This window comes from Companilactobacillus jidongensis, from assembly GCF_003946575.1.
Taxonomy (GTDB): Bacteria; Bacillota; Bacilli; order Lactobacillales; family Lactobacillaceae; genus Companilactobacillus; species Companilactobacillus jidongensis.
Map to the genome: position 1 here is coordinate 71333 of NZ_RHOP01000010.1, position 21999 is coordinate 93331.

The window sequence follows — 21999 nt, forward strand, 5'->3', positions numbered from 1 at the left end:
TAATGGTAAACTTACGAGAACGAATTACAAAAAATGGAATTAAATCTTTAGGGACTAACGAATTAGTTGCTGTGATACTAGGCAACGGTACTAAGGGTCAAAATGTAATTGAACTTGCAGATGAAATAGTTCTTAAATCTCAAAACTTGAATTTGAATATGGAACAATTGATTTCACATAAGGGAATTGGTATAGCTCAAGCATGCAAAATTTTAGCTGCTTTGGAGTTAGGACAAAGAAAATTAGAGATCGATTCTGTTTTGAATCAGATTGTTGATTTATCCAGTTTGAGTAAACATTTAATAAAAAAAATCGGTAACTCACCACAAGAGAAATTAGTAGCTGTTTATTTAGATAATGGTTATCATGTAATAGCTGAGAAAATAATTTTTGTTGGAACAACGGATGCTGCAACCGTGCATCCTCGAGATATTATTCGAGAGGCATTGTATGTTTCGGCAACACAGATTGTTGTTGCACATAATCATCCAAGTGGTCGAAATGAGCCTTCTGAGAACGATAAAAATTTTTCTTTGAGACTGCTTAAATGCTGTCAACTAATGGGAATCAATCTAATTGATCATATTATTGTTACAAAAAATACGCATTCAAGTCTGAAATCACAAAAAATTATTTAGGTATGTCTTTGGACTACTTTAAATTGGTCTTTTGTATGATATAATTTTGGATAGCGTAAAATGTGGTGTGTACTTTAAAGGAGAGAATATAAATTGTTTGGTATTGGATCAAAAAAATTAGGAATAGACTTGGGAACCGCTAATACCCTTGTTTATGCTGAAAGTAAAGGCATCGTTTTAAACGAGCCATCAGTCGTTGCAAAGAACAATAATACTGGAGAAATCGTTGCCGTTGGTTCCGATGCTCGTGAAATGATCGGACGTACTCCAGGAAGTATTTCAGCCATTCGCCCCATGAGAGACGGCGTTATCGCTGATTATGATACTACTGCAGCAATGATGAAATATTTCATCGAAAAAACTGCCGGTAATTCTAAACCATCAGTTATGGTTTGCGTACCAAGTGGTGTCACAGAAGTTGAAAAGAGAGCTGTTATTGAAGCTACTCAGCATGCGGGTGCCAGAGAAGCCTATGTAATCGAAGAACCATTCGCAGCTGCTATCGGTGCTGGACTTCCAGTTATGGATCCAACCGGTAATATGGTTGTTGATATTGGTGGTGGTACTACTGATGTTGCTACTATTTCACTTGGTGGTATTGTTTCATCACGTTCAATTCGTGTTGCTGGTGATAAGTTCGATGAATCTATCTCAGCTTATATCAAGACAAACTTCAACTTACAAATCGGTGAGAGAACCGCCGAAGATGTTAAGATTCAAGTTGGTTCAGCTTCAATCGAGAAAGCTAAAGAACTTGAAACAATGCAAATCCGTGGTAGAGATTTAGTTACAGGTCTTCCAAAGACTATTCAATTAACTGGTGAAGACATTGCCACAGCTATTCATGAAGATGTTCAAGAAATCATTGATACAATCAAAGAAACACTTGAAGAGACATCGCCTGAAATTGCTGCTGACGTAATTGATCACGGTATTGTACTTACTGGTGGTGGAGCATTGTTACATCATTTGCCAGAAGTTATTTCTGAAGCAACTGGAGTACCTGTATTCATTGCTCAAGACCCACTAGATTGTGTAGCCATCGGTACTGGAGAATCACTTAAAAATATCGATGTAATGCGTCGTCAAAAATAAGCGGGTTAATCCCGTTTTTTTTGTTTACTGTAGGAGGAAGCAATGCAAAAGTTTTTTTCAAACAAAAAGTTAATTATTCTAATGGTAATTCTTATCGTGACTTTTGGACTTTTAGCGGTAACCGTAAATATTCGCGATAACAAAGAAACTCCTCCTGCTGTTCAGCAAGTGGGGAATGACGTTGTTAGCATTGTTGGTGGTGTGTTTGCATATCCAACTAACGCTGTTAAGAACGCTTCTTCAGAGTTCTCTGATTTGTATAATACATATACAGAGAATAAGCACTTGAAGGCAAGAATAGATGAATTAGCTCAAAATCAAGCAAAATTAAAAGTTGTTCAAGATGAGAACAAAAAATTAAAACAAGAATTGAAATTAAACGGTACTTTAACCGATTATTCGACAATTAATGCATCCGTCTTGAGTCGCTCACCAAGCAGTTGGCAAAGTTATTTGACTATAAATCGTGGTACGGCCAGTGGTTTAAAGAAGAACATGCCAGTTATGTCTGGTAAGGGATTGATTGGACGAATTATTGAGGTTGATAAAGTCAGTTCAAAAGTCGAGTTGATTTCAACTAATAATGAATTGAACGATAAGTTTGCATCTGAAATATTAGATGATAATAACAATGCGGTTACTGGTGTTGTTAGTCGTTATGATAGTTCATCAGGTAAATTAGTTATGGAAAATGTCAATTCAACTAAGGGTATTAAAAAAGGTCAACGTATCATCACATCTGGTCTAGGTGGAAGAACACCACGTGGATTGTATATTGGTAAAGTTTACGGAATTAAAAAAGATAATTATGGTATGACTAATTCTGTTTATATAACTCCAGCAGCTGAGTTAAGAAACTTTACTGTTGTTACAGTCATCAAGTCATCGGTTAGTGGTGGTCAATAATGAATATCAAAACTCGAAAGATCGTCGGACAAGTTATATTTCTGCTGCTAGCTTTCTATCTTGACGGTTTGATGAAGTGGGCATTCTTAAACAACATGAATACTGGAGACTTCATGATTTTGCCACAGATTATGTTAATGGCAATTGTGCTGTTAACAATGAGAATTGATGATCGTCGCCAATTATTGACCTATGGTATTGTTTTCGGATTAGTATACGATTCGTATTATTATGGAATTATTGGATTGTACACAGTTCTTTTACCGCTCATCATGGTAGGTATCGATCATTTCAAGTTCTTATTTGTAAAAGCAAATATTGGTTATGAATTATCAATTTATTTTCTAGCACTAACATTTTTACAATCAGGAATCTATGTTTTAGAAAGATTACTTCAACAAACAAGCACTAATGTTTTTGATTTCATAACATATGTATTAGGACCAACGTTACTTTGGAATATGGTCGTATTCTTCATACTGTATATTCCATTGGCAAATTTAAGCGATTGGTTGGTCAAATATAGGAGGGAAAGTAAATGAGCAACGTCACTCTTAAAGGCAGTAAAGAGGGATTTGTTGTAATCATTAACGATGAGAGTGACTTCCAACAAGCGTTGAAAGACTTGAAAGAATTAATTCTTAAACAAAATATCGGCTCTGCTGATGACGATGTTATTCAATTTACTATTAAGACGGGAAATCGCCTTTTAACTGATGCTCAAATAAAAGAAGTTAAAAAAACTTTTACAGAGTATCCTCAAATTGAAATCAAAGATATTATTTCTGAAGTTGATTCAAGACTTGAAGTATCCAAACTTTTGAAAGCTAATAAAATGAACATTGAAACAGGTATTGTTAGAAGTGGTCAAAGATTAGAATTTGAAGGCGATGTGTTATTCTTGGGTGTCCTTCATGAAGGTGCACAAATTAGCACCAATGGTTCAATTTATATCCTTGGAAAAGTAAATGGTATTGTCCAGGCTGGTTTTCCTGATAACACAAGTGCAGCTATCTTTGGTAATTTGAGGCATGCGGCTCAATTGCGAATTGCGGATGTTATCGAAATAGTTACGGATGATAATGCTGATGAACTTCATAATCATCAATTTGCTTATATTGACGATATGCATTCAATTAGTGTTAATGATTTACAAGATTATAAAGAGGTTATGAGTAATTCAAGAAAAGGGACGGTTTAGTTATGGGGATATCTATTGTTGTAACGTCCGGTAAAGGCGGAGTTGGTAAAACAACGACAACCGCTAATATTAGTTCCGTCTTAGCAAGCCTTGGCAAAAAAGTTTGTATGGTGGATCTTGATATTGGATTAAGAAATTTAGATGCTGTATTGGGGCTTACAAATCGAATTGTTTATGACATTGTTGATGTAGCACAAAATCGAGTAGTTTTATCACAAGCATTGGTGAGAGATCCTAGATTTGAAGACAATTTGTATTTATTAGCGGCATCACAGTTTGCTGACAAGTATGTGTTGGATCAAGATTCAGTTAGAAGAATTATTACATATTTGAAGCAAAGATTTGATTTTGTAATGATCGATTGTCCTGCTGGTATCGAATATGGATTTCAGAATGCTGTTACGGTTGCTGATGGAGCAATTGTTGTCACAAATCCTGAATTGGCATCAGTTAGTGATGCTGATCGAGTCGTTGGCATTTTAGAAAGTATGAAAATGCCTATAACACCACATTTGATAATTAATCGCGTTCGAAAAAACATGATTAATGAGGGAACTTCAATGAGAATTGATGATATCGTTAATCATCTAAGAATTCCTCTATTGGGTGTAGTGGTTGATGAAGACGATGTGATTGCGGCATCAAATGCTGGTCGAACGGTTATTTCAGATAACAATAGCGATGCAGGTCATAGTTATCGAAATATTGCTCATCGTATGTTGGGTGAGAACATTCCATTAGATATTTTCAATGGCGACAAAAAAACTGGCTTTTTCAGCAGAGTATTTGGTAGAAAAAAATAATAATGGTACAATGATTTTAATTAAATAGTCAACACAGGGGGAGCCTTTGGCTGAGAGTGATTAAGTTCAGACCCTTTAAACCTGTTATGCCAGTACATGCGTAGGGATAGTGTTGTTCAAGTAAATAAAAACTCGAACTCTCTTGTGATGACTGAAATCAGAAGGGAGTTTTTTTGTGGCTAAAGCAATGTCTAAAACAAATAGTTTGGTGGTGCTGACAGAAGGGGCAATCATCGTCGCTGCTGCACAAGCATTATCTTTTGTACCTCACGATTTGGGTGTATCGTCGATCCAAGTCGAGTATGGTTTGATTCCAATGACTATTTACGCATTGAGAAGAGGACTGAAACCTGGTTTAACCGCTGGTTTTGTCTGGGGAATCTTGGATTTGATCTTGAAGGGATTCAGTAGTGGAGGATTTTTGAATCCACTTCAAGGGTTAGTCGAATATCCTCTGGCTTTCGCAGCGGTTGGATTAGTAGGATTAGGTAGTGTTCGGGTCAAGAATAGAATTAATGAAAATAAAAATCCGTTGGGATTGATCATTTTTTATTCGGCGATAGGTTTCTTGGTAAAGTATTTCTTACATTTTATTGCTGGAGGTATTTATTGGGGAGCATATGCACCGAAGACAATGAATCCGTGGATCTATTCTTTAGTTATTAACGGTGGTAGTTTTATAGCAAATATGATTATGTTGTTAATACTGTTAGTATTATTAACACGCGTATTTAAGAGATTTATCATAACTAGAAATTAAAAAAATAGTGCAGAATCAGGATTGAAAAATCTGATTCTGCACTATTTTTTTGTCTTTTTAGATAAAGCTCATCAATGATCCGAGGACAATGCCACCGATCGTTACCAAAATCATTAACCAAACAACCACTTGGGTAATTTTTGTTAAAGTGCTTTTAGGCTTTTTTTCGTCGTTCAAACGTTCCACCACCTAGTTTTTATATATGAGAAATCTTACTTCACATGGGGTAATTATGCAACATTTCTGGTCGAAATATACTACTTTTGGGAAGATCCCCCACCACGGCATATGCTGATACATCAATAAATAAAACGTTTTACACATATCAGTGTCATTTTTCACAATATGAAGTGGTTAATTGTGGTGATTTGTGGTAAATTAGAAAGTGTTAAAGAATTGAGGTGAACTATGGATGTTCATGGGAGAGTTTCATCACACGATTGATAGTAAGGGTCGAATAATTATTCCTGCGAAGTTTCGTAAGGAAATTGGCGATGCTTTTGTAATTACTCGTGGTATGGATGGCTGTCTATTTGGATATTCCATGGAACAATGGAGCAAGCTTGAGGCTCAGTTAGATAAATTGCCTTTAACTAAGAAGGATGCTCGTGCTTTCACTAGATTTTTCTATTCTGCCGCAGGTGAAATGGAATTTGATAAGCAAGGTCGAGTTAACTTATCGTCGTCTTTAATAGAATTTGCTAAATTAAAAAAGAATTGTGTGGTAGTTGGTGTTTCAGATCGAATTGAAATTTGGGATGAAACAAAATGGGATGAGTTCAACCAACAAGCCGAGGATAACTTTGAAGAAATATCGGAGAAAATGACAGACTTTGACTTCTAAAGAATTTGTACATAAGACAGTATTATTAAAAGAAACAATAGACGAGGTTAATCCACGGGATAATGCAATCTTTGTTGATGCTACTTTTGGTCGTGGAGGACACACTAAGGAATTATTAAGTCGCATTCATAACAGTACTGTTTATGCTTTTGATCGTGATGAAGCCGCAATTAAGACTGGCGAAGAAATCGAAAATAATCCGGATATTATTGGTACAAATAAATTAATATTGATTCGTGATAATTTTGAAAACATGAAAGAACGTTTGAATGAATTGGACGTTACAGCTGTTGACGGAATTGTGTATGACTTAGGTGTTTCATCACCACAATTTGATGATGCTGTTCGTGGATTTAGCTATAAAAAAGAAGCTAGATTAGATATGAGAATGGATCAACGTCAAGAATTAGACGCTGAAAAAATAGTCAATGATTGGTCATACAATGATTTGATAAGTATTTTTTTCAAATATAGTGATGAAAAGTTTTCTAAACAAATTGCTCGTTCGATCGAGCGTACAAGGGAAGATCATCGTATAACATCTACGTTGGAGTTAGCTGACATTATTAAAAATTCTATTCCAGCTGCGAGACGACGTACTGGTGGACATCCAGCAAAGAGAATTTTTCAAGCTATAAGAATTGCAGTTAATGACGAGCTTGGATCACTCGAAAGATCATTAGAACAAGCAATTCATTTGTTAGCCCCTAAGGGCAGAATAAGCGTTATTACATTCCAATCTAAAGAAGATCGAATTGTAAAACACATTTTCAAAGAAAATTCAGAAATTGATCTGCCAAGGGGACTCCCTGTAGTACCAGACAATTTAAAACCGTTATTACAACAAATTACTAGGAAGCCAATTTTACCTAGTGAAGATGAATTAGACGAAAATAATCGTGCACATAGTGCAAAATTACGTGTTGTTGAGAAGATTTAGTTATGGAGAATTTATGATGAGAGAAAGCACAGCTAGAAATCTAGCAAATTATGAAACAGTGGAACAACCACAATCAAATCCTGCTGGCGCACCAAAGCCAGCAACTCATAAAGTAGCGTTATCAAAATTAGAGGCAACTTTAATAGTTGGTCTTGGCTTTTTAACGTTGATTTTGATGGTTTCGTTGGTAAGTATCAAGGTTTCTATGACTTCCGCTCAAAATAACTTGGATCATATCTCAACGCAAATAACACAAGTAAATACAGATAACGTAAACTTACGCCAAGAAATTTCTGAGATGACCAGTTTTGATCGTCTTTCAGCCTTTGCCAAAAAACATAACTTAAAAATGAGTAACAAAAACGTAAGGAACGTATCGAAATGAAATTTGGGAAAATATTTAAAAATAAGGCAAGACGCAATCATTATATCGTTGGTGGGATAATATTGATTGCGACTGCCCTTTTTTTTATTGTCTGTATATACCGCTTTGCGTCTATTTCAACGCGCAAAGAATATAACGGCGTTAATTTGGAACAGAGAACAAAGATGAAATATGAACGAACATCAAAGGTCAATGCTAAGCGTGGCGACATTCTTGATACAAATGGCGATATGATTGCTGGTGATTCTACTATCTATAATATTTATGCTGTTTTAGATAAGAAAGCCAAGACAACTGATGGCAAGTCTGATCATGTTATTAATAAGCAACAAACCGCAAAGATTTTGAGTAAGTATTTACCACTATCAAAAAAAGAAGTCATGAAGTTTTTGACTCCCAAAAACAAAGGACAGTATCAAGTTGAATTTGGCCAAGCTGGCCGTGGACTGTCAATTGAAATAAAAAATAAAATCAAAAACAAAAATCTGCCGGGAATTCATTTTGTTGAGTTGCCCTCAAGATCATATCCCAATGGGGTTTTTGCTACTAACTTAGTCGGAATTACAAAAGCTGATAATGCTAATGATACTAACAGCAATATTAGTGGTGTTATGGGTATTGAAAAGTATTTCAATAAGCTTTTAACGGGTAAAAATGGTAAGAGAGTTACCAAAGTTGATTCAAATGGTAATGAGCTGCCGGGTTCTCAAGTTATTGAGAAGAGTTCTGTCGACGGATCAAATATCTATCTAACGCTTAATAGTCGAATTCAACAATATGCTGAAATTTTGGCTCAACAGATTCAGGACAAATATGTACCTAAAAACTTACAAGTTTTAGTTATGAACGCTAAGACAGGGGCCATTGAAGCTGCCACTCAACGTCCAACCTTCAATCCAACTACTAAGAAGGGATTATCTGATAGTTGGCGTGATACCTTAGTTGAGGATCAGTTTGAACCTGGCTCCGTTATGAAGATTTTGACTTTATCAGCATCAATTGATTCTGGTAATTATAAGCCTAATGAATTGTATAAGTCAGGCTCTGTTGAAGTTGGTGGACGTACAATTAGTGATTGGAATAATGCTGGATGGGGTTATATTCCTGTTTCAGAAGCGTTCCCACGTTCATCAAATGTCGGTATGGTTCATCTTGAAGAAGAAATGGGCTCAAAAACTTGGATGGAATATATGAAGAAGTTCCATATTGGGGATAAAACTAATGTTGATTTACCGGGTGAGGTCGCAGGAAGTATTTCGTTTGAACATGCAAGTGATCAAGCCATGACTTCGTTTGGACAAAGTGTCAATGTGAATGATATGCAGATGTTACAAGCATTTTCAGCAATTGCAAATGGCGGTAAAATGATCAAGCCACAAATCATTCAGAAGATAGTTGACCCGACAACTGGTAAGACGACAAAAACGTATAAGCGCACAGTAGTTGGAACACCAATTAAGGCAAGTACTGCGAAACAGGTTCAGAAGGCAATGCGCCAAGTCGTTACAAAGAATTATGGTACTGGTCTGGTTTATAATGTCCCTGGTGTCAAGGTTGGAGTTAAAACTGGTACAGCACAGATTGCATCGCCGAGCGGTGGGTATTTGACTGGTAATAACAATTATATTTTCTCAGTGGCTGGGTTAGTTCCTTACAATAATCCAAATTACATTGTGTATATAACGATGCAGCAACCACAGCAAATGACGGAATCACCTGAAAAAATCTTATCAGAAATATTCAATCCATTGGTTACACGCCTGGTGAGTCAAGGCCAAGCACAAACTAATACTACAGATGCTGGAAGCCAATATGTAAGTATTCCTAGCCTGTTGAATAATACAACTGAGGAAGCTACAAAAGAAATTACAAAAATGGGTCTACAAACTGGTATTATTGGTACCGGTAATAAAGTTGTTCAACAGCTACCAGCTAGTGGCGAAAAAGTTATGCCTGGTCAAAGGATTGTCTTACTAACTAATGGCGCCATGACAATGCCTGATTTAACTGGTTGGTCTAAGAATGATGTAATGAAGTTTGCTGAAGTTACTGGAGCACAAGTTACGACCAAGGGAGACGGATATGTTACTAAACAATCTGTTGAAAAAGGCCATGTGATTAGTGACAGTGGTAAAATTATAATTACGTTGAAAAACAAATAAATTGTTAAATAATTAAGGGGATTTTTATGGAACTTAGTAATATTGTTATAGACATTGCTAGTGCTGCAGCAATTGTTGCCATCTTGATGCCATTCTTGATCGGCTATTTGATAGCACATAAAGAGGGTCAATCTATTCGTGAAGAGGGACCAAAATGGCATGAAAAAAAATCAGGTACACCTACAATGGGTGGTCTCTTAATAATTTTAGCAACTGCTGTAACTAGTTTGTGGGTCGGTCTTTGGCAAGGACAATTGACACATTCGTTATTAATTACGACATTTGTTATTGTTCTGTATGGATGTATTGGATTTGTCGATGACTTTATAAAGGTCTTCAAGAAGAGAAATTTGGGTCTTAAGGCTTACCAAAAATTGATTCTACAAATTATTGTTGCTGCCATTTTCTTATATGTATACAACGATGACCAATTACCAATGAACTTTTCGATTCCTGGTCTATTTTCAATTAATTCGGCAGTGATTTTTGTTCTATTCACAGTTTTCTGGTTAGTTGGGTTTTCTAATGCTACTAATTTGACCGATGGATTGGATGGATTGCTTGGTGGATTAGGAACTATTTCATATGCAACTTACGGTTATATTTCGCTTTATCAGAATCGGACCGACTTGGCAATTATCTGTTTTTCAGTTGTCGGAGCATTGTTAGCGTTTTTGGTCTTTAATCACAAACCTGCCAGAATCTTTATGGGTGATGTTGGTTCACTTGCATTAGGAGCTGGATTAGCAGCCATTTCGATTTTATTAGGAAGATACTGGTCATTATTATTGATTGGCTTAGTTTACGTACTTGAAACTGCTAGTGTTATGTTACAAGTTTTCTCATTCAAAGTTTTCCATCGTCGAATTTTTAAGATGACACCAATTCATCATCATTTTGAAATGTTAGGTTGGAATGAATGGAAAGTTGATATTGTTTTTTGGATCGTTGGTATTATTTGTTCAGGAATTTATTTAATTTTATTTATGTAGGAAGTCAGTTATGAAAACAAAAAGTAATTATTCAAATAAAAAAATATTGGTTTTAGGTCTTGCAAAAAGTGGCTTTGCAGTCGCAAAATTACTGAAAAAAATGAATTCAGATGTAACTGTAGTTGATTCGAATCCACTTGAAGGTAATGATGAAGCCAAGCAATTGCTTGATGATGGTTTCAAGGTTATTACTGGTAGTAACGATGCCAGCCTAATTGATGATTCATATGATTATGTTGTCAAGAATCCTGGAATCCCATATTCAAATGAATTGATAAAGCATGCGCAAAAAATTGGTGTACCAGTTGTTACAGAACCAGAAATTGCATATAGTTTTTCTGATGCGACAATGGTTGCTGTTACAGGAACTAATGGTAAAACGACCGTAACGACATTGATTCAATTGATGTTGGCACATTCTCCTAAATTCAAAAAATCTTACTATGCTGGTAATATCGGTATTCCTATTTCTGACGTTATTCAAAAGGCAACCAAAGACGACGTTGTTGTAACTGAATTATCGAGTTTTCAACTTGAAGGAACCATCGAATTACATCCACATGTTGCTGTGCTTAATAATATTTATTCAACACATCTTGATTTTCATGGAAACCGTGAAAATTATATTAAGGCTAAAATGCATATTACAAAGAATCAGACAAAAGATGATTACTTTATTGTGAACTGGAATACAGAAGAATGGCGTAATTTAGCTAAACAATCAAAAGCAATTATTAATCCATTTTCTGATGAACAAGAATTGACTAATGGAGCATACGCAAAGAACAACGAAATTTACTTCAATAAGGAATTTGTTATGAATACTGACTCAATACAAATTCCTGGTGAACATAATGTTCAAAATGCGTTGGCAGCCATTAATGTTGCTAAACTTTTTGATGTGAGTAATGAAGATATAATTGATATTCTGGCATCATTTAAGGGTGTTAAACATCGTATCCAATATGTAGATAAATTTAATGGTCGAAAATTTTATAATGATTCTAAAGCTACAAACACCGAAGCAACTATAGTTGCCTTGAGTGCTTTCAAAGAACCAATCGTTCTTATTGCTGGGGGACTTGATCGTGGCAATGGTTTTGATGAACTTGTACCTCATTTGAAGGGCAAAGTTAAAAATATTGTTTTGTATGGTCAAACTGCCGACAAGATGGTTGATGCGGCTAAGAAAGCAGAAATTAGTAGTATTACTAAAGTTAAAAATTTAAAAGAAGCCGTTCCAGAAGCATATCGTCAAAGTAACGAAGGGGAAGTTGTTTTACTATCACCAGCTGCTGCAAGTTGGGATCAATTTGATACCTTCGAACAACGTGGAGACCAGTATATTGATGAGGTTGAAGCACTAAAAGGGGAAAACTAATGGATAAACTACGAGTTATTGTATCCGGTGGTGGTACCGGTGGTCATATTTATCCCGCAATGGCGCTTATCAAGCGTTTAAAAGAGCGTGATATGATCGATGATGTTTTGTACGTTGGTACCGAAAAGGGCTTAGAGAGCAAAATTGTCAAGCAGGCGGGTATTAAGTTTGAAACAATTGAGATCAAGGGCTTTAAACGTAAGCTGACTTTGGAAAATGTAAAAGTTATGGAATTATTCTTATCTAGTGTTGGCAAGTCCAAAAAAATCGTTAAGGACTTTAATCCAGACATCGTTATTGGTACTGGTGGTTATGTTTCAAGTTCGGTTGTATATGCGGCACATCGTTTACATATACCGACAGTTATTCATGAACAAAACTCAATTGCTGGTGTAACGAACAAGTTTCTAGGACATTTTGTTGATCGTATTGCCATTGCCTTCAAGGAAGCACAAGATCAGTTTCCAGAGAAACGTAAAATTGCCTTTACTGGGAATCCTCGTGCTCAAGAAGCTGTAGGAATTAAACCCAATGACCGTCTGAAGGAACTGAGTTTAACGCCAGGGGTTCCGACAGTGATGATATTTGGTGGTTCACGTGGTGCAACGCCAATTAATAATGCCGCAATTGATTCAATGGAAAAGTTTTCTAGTGAGAATTATCAAGTTTTGTTTGTTACAGGTCGCGTTCATTACGATGATGTAATGAAGAAGATCGATGAAAAGTACTTAAACAGTGCAAATATCTCTGTATTACCATATATTGATAATATGCCAGAAGTATTACCTGACATTAATCTAATTGTTGGACGCAGTGGTGCAACTAGTATTGCTGAGATTACTGCTTTGGGTATCCCATCAATTTTCATTCCGAGTCCTTATGTAACGCATGATCATCAAACTAAAAATGCGATGTCAGTGGCTAAGAATGGTGCAGCTACAATGATTCCAGAATCTGAATTAACTGCAGATGGATTGTTTGCTGAGATCAATCGAATCATGAATGATAAAGATGTTCAAGAAAAGATGTCAGATGCATCTAAGCAAAATGGAGTTCCTGATGCATCTGATCGATTGATCAAAGTAATGACTAGTTTAGTAAATAAATAATGTTGAGGTTTTACGATGGCAAAGAAAAAGAAAAGCAACGTTAAAAATATAGTGATTTTTTTCATTGCCGTTGTTATTATCTTTATCGCCTATCTTGGTTCTCCCTTAAGTAAAGTTCGTAATATTTCAGTTAAGGGTGTGAATGACTTAGGTGGGCAACAAGTCATTGATGCAACCAAAATTAATGACAATACATTGCTGATGAGCGTATTTTTTGAAAAAAAGTCAATTGCTGAACAAACTGAGAAAAAGTTACCATCAATCAAAAATATTTCCTTTAAGACACGCAATTTAAGGGATTTGACTATCAACGTAACTGAGTATCAGACGTTAGGTTTGATTTATAAAAACGGCTATTATTATCGAATAATCGACAATGGGCGCATTATAAATCAAGAGATGAAAGCACCCATTGGTAATTATCCGATATATAGCGGATTTAATAGTAAAAATAAGTTAAAAAAAATATCAGATATATATAAGGATTTAAATGATAACGTTAAAACTAATGTATCAGAATTCTACAATTCACCAACAAAATTAAATCCATATCGTATAAAAATCGATATGAATGACGGTAACAAGGTTGTTGCGGATATTAGAACGGTTCAAGCAAAAATGAAGTATTATCCAGGTATTGCTTCACAGATGAAAAAGAAGGGCGTTATCAATCTTGAAGTAGGTGCATATTCTTATCCGTTTAAAGATAAGAAATAGGTTTAATATACTCATTTTTGTGTTAAAATTTTCTAATGAATAGATTTTTTTCTAGGTAAGGGAGGCTGCCACGATTAATGGACAATTCTGAATTTTTTGTAGGTCTAGATATAGGTACCAATTCAATCAAAGTAGTGGTTGCTGAATCGTCAGGTGACAAAATTAGTGTCGTCGGCGTTGGCAGCGAAAGATCCGAAGGAGTCAACCGTGGCGTTATAGTCGATATAGACAAAGCCGCAGGTGCAATTAAAAAGGCTGTTAAGAAAGCTGAGACTCAGGCAAACATAACGATACGTGATGTTGTAGTGGCAATATCTGCTAACATGTTACAAATCGAAAAGTGCCAAGGGATGATTGCAGTTGGTACTGAATCAAAAGAAATAAACGAAAACGATGTAAGACAAGTTATGGCAGCAGCTATGGTGCAGAACTTACCTAGTGAACGTGAAGTAGTTTCATTGATTCCAAAGCAGTTTTCTGTTGATGGTTTCAACAACATCCGTGACCCACGAGGTATGATCGGTGTTCGTCTTGAAATGAAAGGCCTTATCTACACTGCTCCTAAAACAATCGTTCATAATACAAAAAAAGCAATTCAACAAGCTGGTCTAAATATTACACATAAAGTTATTTCACCTATGGCTTTGAGCCAAGTCGTTTTGGACGATGGTGAGAGTGACTTTGGTGCTGTAATTATCGATATGGGTGCCGGTCAAACGACTGCCTCAGTTGTACATGATCATAATTTGAAACTTTCAACTGTTGATTTTGAAGGTGGAGATTATGTTACACACGATATTTCAGTTGTACTGAATACTACTATTGAAAATGCTAGTCAATTAAAATTGTATTATGGTAATGCTGATGCTGATGATGCTTCAACTGATGAAACCATTAGTGTTGAAGTCGTTGGTAAAAATGAACCAGATGCAATTTCAGAAGAATATTTAGCTGAAATAATTGAAGCTAGATTGGAACAAATCTTTACGAGATTAAAAGATCCACTCGAAGATGCGGGTGCGCTGTCACTTCCCGGGGGAATTGTATTGACCGGTGGAGTAGCTGCCACACCTAATATTGAGAAGCTGGCTAAGCAAATATTCGATGTTAAAGTCAAGAGCTACGTTCCTTCGCAAATGGGAATGCGTTATCCTTCATATTCATTGGGATTAGGATTAGTAACGTATGCTTCAAGATTAAATGATATAGGTGTCATCGCTGATAACGTTGTTAATGGTGCTTTGATAAAAGTGAATAATTCAACTTCTCAACAATCAGTTCAACAACAAACTAAAAGAGAACCAGAACCAACACCAGTTCAATCTGATCCTGAACCAAAGAAGAAGGTTCAAGAATCTAATCCTGAAAAGGGTAAACGTATGAACAAGGTTAAAAATTTCTGGAGTAAGTTTTTCGATTAAACATTAATTATTAATATAAAAGTAAAAGTAGTAGGAGGAACTCCTTAATGGAATATTCATTGGATTCAAATAACAATACGGGAGCAGTTATTAAGGTTATCGGTGTTGGTGGTGCTGGTGGTAATGCCGTTAACCGAATGGTTGATTCTGGCATCAAAGGTGTGCAGTTTATTGCTGCTAATACCGATGTACAGGCTCTAGAAAGTTCACAAGCTGAAACAAAAATTCAGTTAGGACCTAAGCTAACTAGAGGTCTTGGAGCAGGTTCAAACCCCGAGATTGGCCAAAAGGCTGCACAAGAAAGTGAAGAAGCAATTAAAGAAGCTCTCGATGGAGCAGATATGATCTTTATTACTGCCGGAATGGGTGGTGGTACAGGTACAGGTGCTGCACCTATCGTTGCAGGTATTGCTAAAGAAAGTGGTGCCTTGACTGTTGGTGTTGTTACACGTCCATTTGCTTTTGAAGGTTCAAAACGTTCACGTTTTGCTGCGGATGGTATCACTGAATTGAAAAAAGACGTTGATACATTAGTTATTATTTCTAACAGCAAACTATTGGAAATTGTTGACAAGAAAACACCAATGGGTGAAGCTTTCAGTATTGCCGATGATGTTCTACGTCAAGGTGTTCAAAGTATTTCTGATCTTATCACATCACCTGGATTTGTTAACTTGGACTTTGCTGATGTTAAGACAGTAATGTCTGATCAAGGTTCAGCTCTTATGGGTATTGGTACAGCTAATGGTGAGAACAGAATTACTGATGCTACGAACAAGGCTATTTCTTCACCATTATTGGAAGTTTCAATTGATGGTGCTAAACAAGTATTACTTAACATTACTGGTGGACCAGACTTATCATTGTTTGAAGCACAAGATGCTGCGCAAATTGTTTCAGAACAAGCTACATCAGATGTTAATATTATCTTTGGTACTTCAATCGATGAAACACTTGGTGATCAAGTTAAAGTTACGGTTATTGCTACTGGTGTTGAAAGTGAAGATAGTAAGAAGAGATCTGCTCAAAAGCGTCCTCAATTGAACAATCGTATGGCAACACTTGATAATACACAAAATGATGCCCCTAAACAGGCTCCAAAACAACAAGCAAGTGACCCATTAGCTGATTGGGATATTAATCATGATGATGATTCAAATAACAATAATGTTTCTGGTGAAAAAGGTGATTTTGAAATTTTCAAAAAGCCTGAAACAATTGATTTGAACGATAATGATGATGACTCAACTCCTCCAATTTTCAAACGTAGAAATAACAAGTAATTAAAAAGTTAAATAGCTAGAAGGAGAACTTATTATGGCTTTTGAGAAGTTAGGTAATTTCTTTGGAATTAACGATGAAGATAGTTATGATGATCAAGACAACAACGCTGAACAATCAACAAATGATTATTCAGGTAATGAGAAGGTAGTTTCTATGAATGCTGCAAGTGAACCTAGAACTGCAAGTAGCAAGATAGCAATTTTTCAACCACGTGTTTATTCAGATGCAAAAGTTGTTGCTAAGCAATTGTTGAATAACAAAGCTGTAATCGTTAATTTCAATAATATAAATGATGAGCAATCAAAAAGAATCGTTGATTTTTTAACTGGTTCAATTTATGCTCTTAATGGCGAAATCAAACGTGTTGGAGATAAAATTTTCTTATGTACTCCTCCTAAGTTTGAGATCGATGGAAGTATTCCTGAATTAAACGAATAAAATAGATAGGGGAACCTTATGGATCGCATTTCTTACGGTTTGCCGATGATTATTGGTGGAGCGTTCCAAATATATGAGTTGATCGTGTTTGTATATTGTATTTTGACATTTATACCTGCACTGTATAATTCCGTATTTGGACGTTTCATTGCTAGTCTGGTGGAACCTTTTTTCAGAGCAATTTCGAAGATTATTCCCACTAAGTTTGGGATGATTGATTTTTCCCCACTGATTGCTCTAATTATTCTAGAATTAGTACAGAAAGTGATTTTTTATATAATCTAATGACTGAAAAAGAAAATGTAAGCTTAAAAAGTGGATATTTTCGTCCAGAAGAAAAGCCCTTCATTGATAAAATGAGCGATCTGCTACTTAGAACACAAACTATGTATATCCCACAATTAACTGATTTTCTTAATCTAAGAGAACAGCTGATTCTAAATAATCTCGTCAATAAATATGATGATCTCTATGTTCATTATTTCGGCGGATTTGAAGGGGCAGAGAGAGTCAGGGGTATTATTGCTCCTGACTATTTTGTACCTAAAGAATCTGACTTTAAGATTTCAATGTTTGAGATTAGGTATCCAGAAAAATTTGCTGATTTACATCATGGACAAATTTTAGGAGCTTTGACTGGATCAGGAGTCGAGCGAGATCACTTTGGGGATATAATAACTGACGGTGAGAATTGGCAATTTTTTGTATTTGAACAAATGAAAAGTTTTATTTCAGAACAAGTTCAAAAAATCGGTCCATATAAAGTTCACTTGTCGCAAAAGAAGTTTTCTGAACTCTTATTACCAAAGGACGATTCACACGACGAAGTAATAAATGTGCATTCATTGCGCATAGATACTGTTGTAGCAACTACCTATGACTTATCAAGGCAGACTGCAAAGACCTTAGTTGAACATGGCAAAGTCCAGATGAACTGGGTAGTCAACAAAAATGCAAGTTCTTTTATATCGATCAATGACACGCTTAGTGTACGTGGATATGGTCGTGTAAGAGTTAATGATGTTATGGGTAAGTCTAAGGGAAATAAATATATATTGTTCGTTAACATTATTAATAAATAAATTAGGGGTGGAGATTATGGTATTGTCACCAATAGAAATACATGATAAGGAATTCGAACATAAATTCCGTGGTTATAACCGCGATCAAGTTGAAAAATTTCTAAAACAGGTTGCTGAGGACTATGATCTTGCCCTGCAAAAGAACGAGCAAATACAAAAAGAATTAGAAGATACTAAAGAACAATTGAAGTATCTTACTGATATGCGTGATGCTTTGAATCAATCGATCATTGTGGCTCAAGATGCAGCTGATAAGGTTAAGAACAATGCTGAGCAAGAGGCACAAGTGATTGTTGAGGAATCTCAGAAAAAAGCTCGTGACCTGTTAGATCAGTCAACCGCTAAGTCGAATCAAATTCTTGAAGATGCTTCAAGTAAGGCACGTCAAGTTACAATTGAAACTGATGATCTAAAAAAGAAATCAGCTGATTATAGACGTGGATTGCAAGAAATACTTCGTCAACAATTGAATATGATTCAGAGTCCTGAATGGGAAAAGCTCTCAAAAGAAACTTCAACTGATGATTTGAAACAGCGTGTAGGGATGCAAAATGATTTTGATCAGATGAATAATCAGGCTCAGAATACTGAATCTGATATGAATGTGAATCAGAATAATAATGTTGAGCCGAATAATTTTGATCAAAATAATACTGCTGAATCAAACAATAATTATGAAAACAATCAAACAGATTATGAAAATTCGTCCGATACCATTCCCAACGAGGAACAAATGAACTATAATAACAATATTCCCGATGAGGAACCTGCAGATCCATATACAGTTAGTCATGAGCAAAATGCTCCAACGTTTAATTTTGCCGATGATGAATCTGATAGTGCAGATACTGATGATAATGGGGAAGCTAATAATTAAGAGAACAAGTGCTTTATAAAACATTTTTCAGCGAGCTAACGTATGGTGTGAGGTTAGTAAAATAATTTATTTAGTATATCAACTCTTAAACAATTGTATAATCAATTACCAATAGGTGGTATAACGAAGAACTCGTCCTAGAATTGGATGGGTTCTTTTTAATTTCAAGCGGGGTGAAAGAATGAAAGTCAAAGACACACTTAACTTAGGAAAGACAAAATTTCCAATGCGTGGAAATCTTCCTAATAAAGAAGCAGAATGGCAACAAGCCTGGGAAGAAAATAAGATTTATGAAAAGCGCCAAAAATTAAACGAAGGTAAACCAACCTTTGAATTACTAGATGGCCCTCCATTCGCCAATGGTGATATTCATATGGGACATGCTTTGAATAAGGTATCAAAGGATATTATTATTCGTTACCACTCAATGAACGGTTTCCGTTCACCATATGTTCCTGGTTGGGATACTCACGGTCTACCAATTGAACAACAACTAGCCAAAAAAGGTGTTAAACGTAAGGAAATCAGCATGTCTGAATATCGTAAGATGTGTCGTGACTTTGCTGAGGGTGAGATCAAGAAGCAAATGGCTGGATTCAAACGTTTGGGTGTTTCAGCTGATTGGGATCATCCATATATTACTTATCAACCAGAATTTGAAAAAGAAGAAGTTAAAGTATTCGGTGAAATGGTAGATAAAGGTTATATCTATCGTGGTAAGAAGCCAGTTTACTGGTCACCATCATCAGAATCAACACTTGCCGAAGCTGAAATTGAATATAAAGATGTTAAATCACCATCAATTTTTGTTGCGTTCAAAGTACGTGATGGTAAGGATTTGCTAGATAACGATACTTCATTCATTATCTGGACAACCACTCCATGGACAATGCCTTCTAACGAAGCCATCTGTGTAAATCCTAAATTTAACTATGCATTGATCAATGCTGACGGTAACAAGTACGTTGTTGCTGAAGAACGTATCAGTTTCCTACAAGAAAAACTTGGTTGGGAAAACATTGAAATTCTTAAGACTTTCAAGGGTGCTGAACTTGAAGGATTAACAGCTACACATCCGTTCTATGATCGTGAATCAGTATTGATCCTTGGTAACCACGTTACATTGGATGATGGTACTGGATTAGTACATACGGCTCCTGGCTTTGGTGCTGATGACTTTGTTGTCGGTATGAAGTATAAACTACCAATTTTTTCACCAATTGACGAGCATGGTTGCTTTACTGATGAAGTTCCAGAATATAAAGGTGTCTATTATGACGATGCCAACAAGATGATTACTGAAAGAATGACAGAAAATGGCTCATTATTGAAGTTAGATTTCTTCACTCACAGTTATCCACATGATTGGCGTACAAAGAAACCTGTTATTTTCCGTGCCACACCACAATGGTTCGCTTCAATCGACAAGTTTAGACCGCAATTACTATCAGAACTTGAAAAGGTAAGTTTTATTCCTGATTGGGGTAAAACTCGTCTTTACAATATGATTCGTGACCGTGGCGACTGGGTTATCTCAAGACAACGTGCTTGGGGTGTTCCACTACCAATTTTCTATGCAGAAAATGGCGAAGCAATCATGACCAAAGAAATCATTGATCATGTTGCTGATTTATTTGGTAAATACGGTTCAAACGTTTGGTTCGAGCGTGATGCTAAGGATCTTCTTCCAGAAGGTTATACGAATCCTGCTAGTCCAAATGGCAAGTTTACTAAAGAAACAGATATCATGGATGTTTGGTTCGACTCAGGGACAGCCCATGCTGGTGTTGCTAAGTTACGTGATAACTTAACATTCCCAGCTGACTTAGTTCTTGAAGGCTCTGATCAATATCGTGGTTGGTTCAATTCATTATTGATCACATCTGTCGCTGCCTTTGGTGTTGCTCCATACAAGGCGATTCTTTCACAAGGCTTCACACTTGATAAGAACGGTGTCAAGATGAGTAAGTCACTTGGTAATGTTATTGCTCCATCTGACATTGAAAGACAATTTGGCGCTGAAATCATCCGTCTATGGGTTGCCTCAGTTGATTCAAGTTCAGATGTTTCGGTTACAGTTGAGTCTTTCAAGCAAGTTTCAGAAACATATCGTAAGATTCGTAACACACTCAGATTTATGATTGCCAATACTACAGACTTCGATCCTAAGACTAACAGTGTTGCTTATGAAGATCTTCGTCCAGAAGATAAGTATATTGCTGTTAAGTTAAATGATCTTGTTAGAGATCTGCATGCAGAATATGATACATACGACTTTGCTGATGTGACTAAAAATGTTGTACGTTTCATTACTAATGAACTTTCAACATTCTATCTAGATTTTGCCAAGGATGTTGTTTATATTGATCCTGAGGACTCACACTCACGTCGTTCAATGCAGACGGTTATCTATGACGCAGTTGTTAAAATTGCTAAGTTGATGACACCAATCTTGCCACATACCATGGAACAAGTTTGGGAGTACTTGAAGGAACCAGAAGAATATATTCAATTAGCTGAAATGCCAGAGGTTGAAGAATTGGCTGATTCAGAAGAAATCGAAAAAGATTGGTCAGTATTTATGGACTTCAGAGACAATGTTCAAAAGTCACTTGAAGTTGCACGTGCAGACAAATTGATTGGTAAATCACTTGAAGCCAAGGTTACAGTTTATCCAAGTGAAGAACTACAAAAAACATTTGATAAGATCGACAGTAACTTTGGACAATTATTAATTGTTTCTCAATTTGAAATCAGTACAGATGCCGCTCCAGCTGAAGCTGACAAGTATGAAGATGTCAGTGTATTGGTTGAAAAGGCCGATGGTGAAGTATGTCAAAGATGTCGTATGATCAAGACTGATGTCGGTGATGATTCAAACTTCCCAACATTCTGTGCTAGATGTGCTAAGATTGTTACTGAGGAATATCCTCAAACAATTGAAGAAGGTTTTGAGGGCTAATA

At 36.0% G+C, this 21999-nt stretch carries 23 protein-coding genes and 1 riboswitch; of the genes, 22 read left to right on the plus strand and 1 reads right to left on the minus strand.

Features of this window, described 5'->3' with window-relative positions:
* The first annotated feature begins 2 nt into the window (after positions 1-2).
* The 7 genes from radC (at position 3) to thiT (ending at position 5403) form a co-directional block, all read left to right on the plus strand.
* The gene (gene radC, locus EKM68_RS07770; RefSeq protein ID WP_225422982.1) at positions 3-638 is read left to right on the plus strand and encodes a RadC family protein; all 636 of its coding nucleotides are present in this window, start codon (positions 3-5) and stop codon (positions 636-638) included.
* Between the two features lie 93 nt (positions 639-731).
* The gene (locus EKM68_RS07775) at positions 732-1733 is read left to right on the plus strand and encodes a rod shape-determining protein (RefSeq protein WP_125589487.1); all 1002 of its coding nucleotides are present in this window, start codon (positions 732-734) and stop codon (positions 1731-1733) included.
* A 42-nt stretch (positions 1734-1775) separates the two neighbouring features.
* Entirely contained in the window at positions 1776-2639 is an 864-nt protein-coding gene (mreC, locus tag EKM68_RS07780; protein WP_125589489.1) for a rod shape-determining protein MreC, read from the plus strand.
* On the plus strand, positions 2639-3181 hold the full coding sequence (gene mreD, locus EKM68_RS07785; RefSeq protein WP_125589491.1) for a rod shape-determining protein MreD: 543 nt from the start codon (positions 2639-2641) through the stop codon (positions 3179-3181). Before mreC ends, mreD begins: the two co-directional genes overlap by 1 nt.
* Positions 3178-3840 (plus strand): septum site-determining protein MinC, encoded by a 663-nt coding sequence (locus tag EKM68_RS07790; RefSeq protein ID WP_125589493.1) that lies wholly within the window; start codon positions 3178-3180, stop codon positions 3838-3840. Before mreD ends, EKM68_RS07790 begins: the two co-directional genes overlap by 4 nt.
* Positions 3841-3842: 2 nt before the next feature.
* Positions 3843-4643, plus strand: coding sequence for a septum site-determining protein MinD (gene minD / locus EKM68_RS07795; protein ID WP_125589495.1), 801 nt, complete (start codon positions 3843-3845; stop codon positions 4641-4643).
* 26 nt (positions 4644-4669) lie between these two features.
* Positions 4670-4768, plus strand: a riboswitch (TPP riboswitch).
* A gap of 62 nt (positions 4769-4830) precedes the next feature.
* Entirely contained in the window at positions 4831-5403 is a 573-nt protein-coding gene (thiT, locus tag EKM68_RS07800; protein WP_125589551.1) for an energy-coupled thiamine transporter ThiT, read from the plus strand.
* Between the two features lie 57 nt (positions 5404-5460).
* On the opposite strand, the gene EKM68_RS07805 is transcribed toward thiT, so the two are convergent.
* Positions 5461-5580, minus strand: coding sequence for a DUF4044 domain-containing protein (locus tag EKM68_RS07805; RefSeq protein WP_125589497.1), 120 nt, complete (start codon positions 5578-5580; stop codon positions 5461-5463).
* A gap of 235 nt (positions 5581-5815) precedes the next feature.
* Here EKM68_RS07805 and mraZ point away from each other — a divergent pair, with 235 nt between their 5' ends.
* The 15 genes from mraZ (at position 5816) to ileS (ending at position 21997) form a co-directional block, all read left to right on the plus strand.
* Entirely contained in the window at positions 5816-6247 is a 432-nt protein-coding gene (mraZ, locus tag EKM68_RS07810) for a division/cell wall cluster transcriptional repressor MraZ (protein WP_125589499.1), read from the plus strand.
* Positions 6237-7187, plus strand: coding sequence for a 16S rRNA (cytosine(1402)-N(4))-methyltransferase RsmH (rsmH, locus tag EKM68_RS07815; protein ID WP_125589501.1), 951 nt, complete (start codon positions 6237-6239; stop codon positions 7185-7187). Before mraZ ends, rsmH begins: the two co-directional genes overlap by 11 nt.
* Positions 7188-7200: 13 nt before the next feature.
* On the plus strand, positions 7201-7572 hold the full coding sequence (ftsL, locus tag EKM68_RS07820; RefSeq protein WP_125589503.1) for a cell division protein FtsL: 372 nt from the start codon (positions 7201-7203) through the stop codon (positions 7570-7572).
* Entirely contained in the window at positions 7569-9734 is a 2166-nt protein-coding gene (locus EKM68_RS07825) for a penicillin-binding transpeptidase domain-containing protein (protein ID WP_125589505.1), read from the plus strand. Before ftsL ends, EKM68_RS07825 begins: the two co-directional genes overlap by 4 nt.
* Before the next feature lie 26 nt (positions 9735-9760).
* Entirely contained in the window at positions 9761-10726 is a 966-nt protein-coding gene (mraY, locus tag EKM68_RS07830) for a phospho-N-acetylmuramoyl-pentapeptide-transferase (protein ID WP_125589507.1), read from the plus strand.
* A gap of 10 nt (positions 10727-10736) precedes the next feature.
* Complete coding sequence (murD, locus tag EKM68_RS07835; protein WP_125589509.1) at positions 10737-12107, plus strand: UDP-N-acetylmuramoyl-L-alanine--D-glutamate ligase; 1371 nt, start codon at positions 10737-10739, stop codon at positions 12105-12107.
* Complete coding sequence (murG, locus tag EKM68_RS07840; RefSeq protein WP_125589511.1) at positions 12107-13216, plus strand: undecaprenyldiphospho-muramoylpentapeptide beta-N-acetylglucosaminyltransferase; 1110 nt, start codon at positions 12107-12109, stop codon at positions 13214-13216. The genes murD and murG overlap by 1 nt, the downstream gene beginning before the upstream one ends.
* 15 nt (positions 13217-13231) lie before the next feature.
* Positions 13232-13933, plus strand: a complete 702-nt coding sequence (locus EKM68_RS07845) for a cell division protein FtsQ/DivIB (RefSeq protein ID WP_125589513.1) — start codon at positions 13232-13234, stop codon at positions 13931-13933.
* 77 nt (positions 13934-14010) lie between these two features.
* Complete coding sequence (gene ftsA, locus EKM68_RS07850) at positions 14011-15354, plus strand: cell division protein FtsA (RefSeq protein WP_125589515.1); 1344 nt, start codon at positions 14011-14013, stop codon at positions 15352-15354.
* A 47-nt stretch (positions 15355-15401) separates the two neighbouring features.
* The gene (ftsZ, locus tag EKM68_RS07855; protein WP_125589517.1) at positions 15402-16637 is read left to right on the plus strand and encodes a cell division protein FtsZ; all 1236 of its coding nucleotides are present in this window, start codon (positions 15402-15404) and stop codon (positions 16635-16637) included.
* 34 nt (positions 16638-16671) lie between these two features.
* Complete coding sequence (locus EKM68_RS07860) at positions 16672-17076, plus strand: cell division protein SepF (protein WP_125589519.1); 405 nt, start codon at positions 16672-16674, stop codon at positions 17074-17076.
* A gap of 18 nt (positions 17077-17094) precedes the next feature.
* The gene (locus EKM68_RS07865) at positions 17095-17361 is read left to right on the plus strand and encodes a YggT family protein (protein ID WP_125589521.1); all 267 of its coding nucleotides are present in this window, start codon (positions 17095-17097) and stop codon (positions 17359-17361) included.
* Positions 17361-18158, plus strand: a complete 798-nt coding sequence (locus EKM68_RS07870; RefSeq protein WP_125589523.1) for a YlmH family RNA-binding protein — start codon at positions 17361-17363, stop codon at positions 18156-18158. Before EKM68_RS07865 ends, EKM68_RS07870 begins: the two co-directional genes overlap by 1 nt.
* Before the next feature lie 16 nt (positions 18159-18174).
* Positions 18175-19035: a DivIVA domain-containing protein gene (locus EKM68_RS07875; RefSeq protein ID WP_125589525.1), complete on the plus strand. Its 861-nt coding sequence runs from the start codon at positions 18175-18177 to the stop codon at positions 19033-19035.
* Between the two features lie 181 nt (positions 19036-19216).
* Positions 19217-21997 carry an isoleucine--tRNA ligase gene (ileS, locus tag EKM68_RS07880; protein WP_125589527.1) on the plus strand — a complete coding sequence of 927 codons (2781 nt, stop codon included), beginning with the start codon at positions 19217-19219 and terminating at the stop codon, positions 21995-21997.
* Positions 21998-21999: the final 2 nt, after the last annotated feature.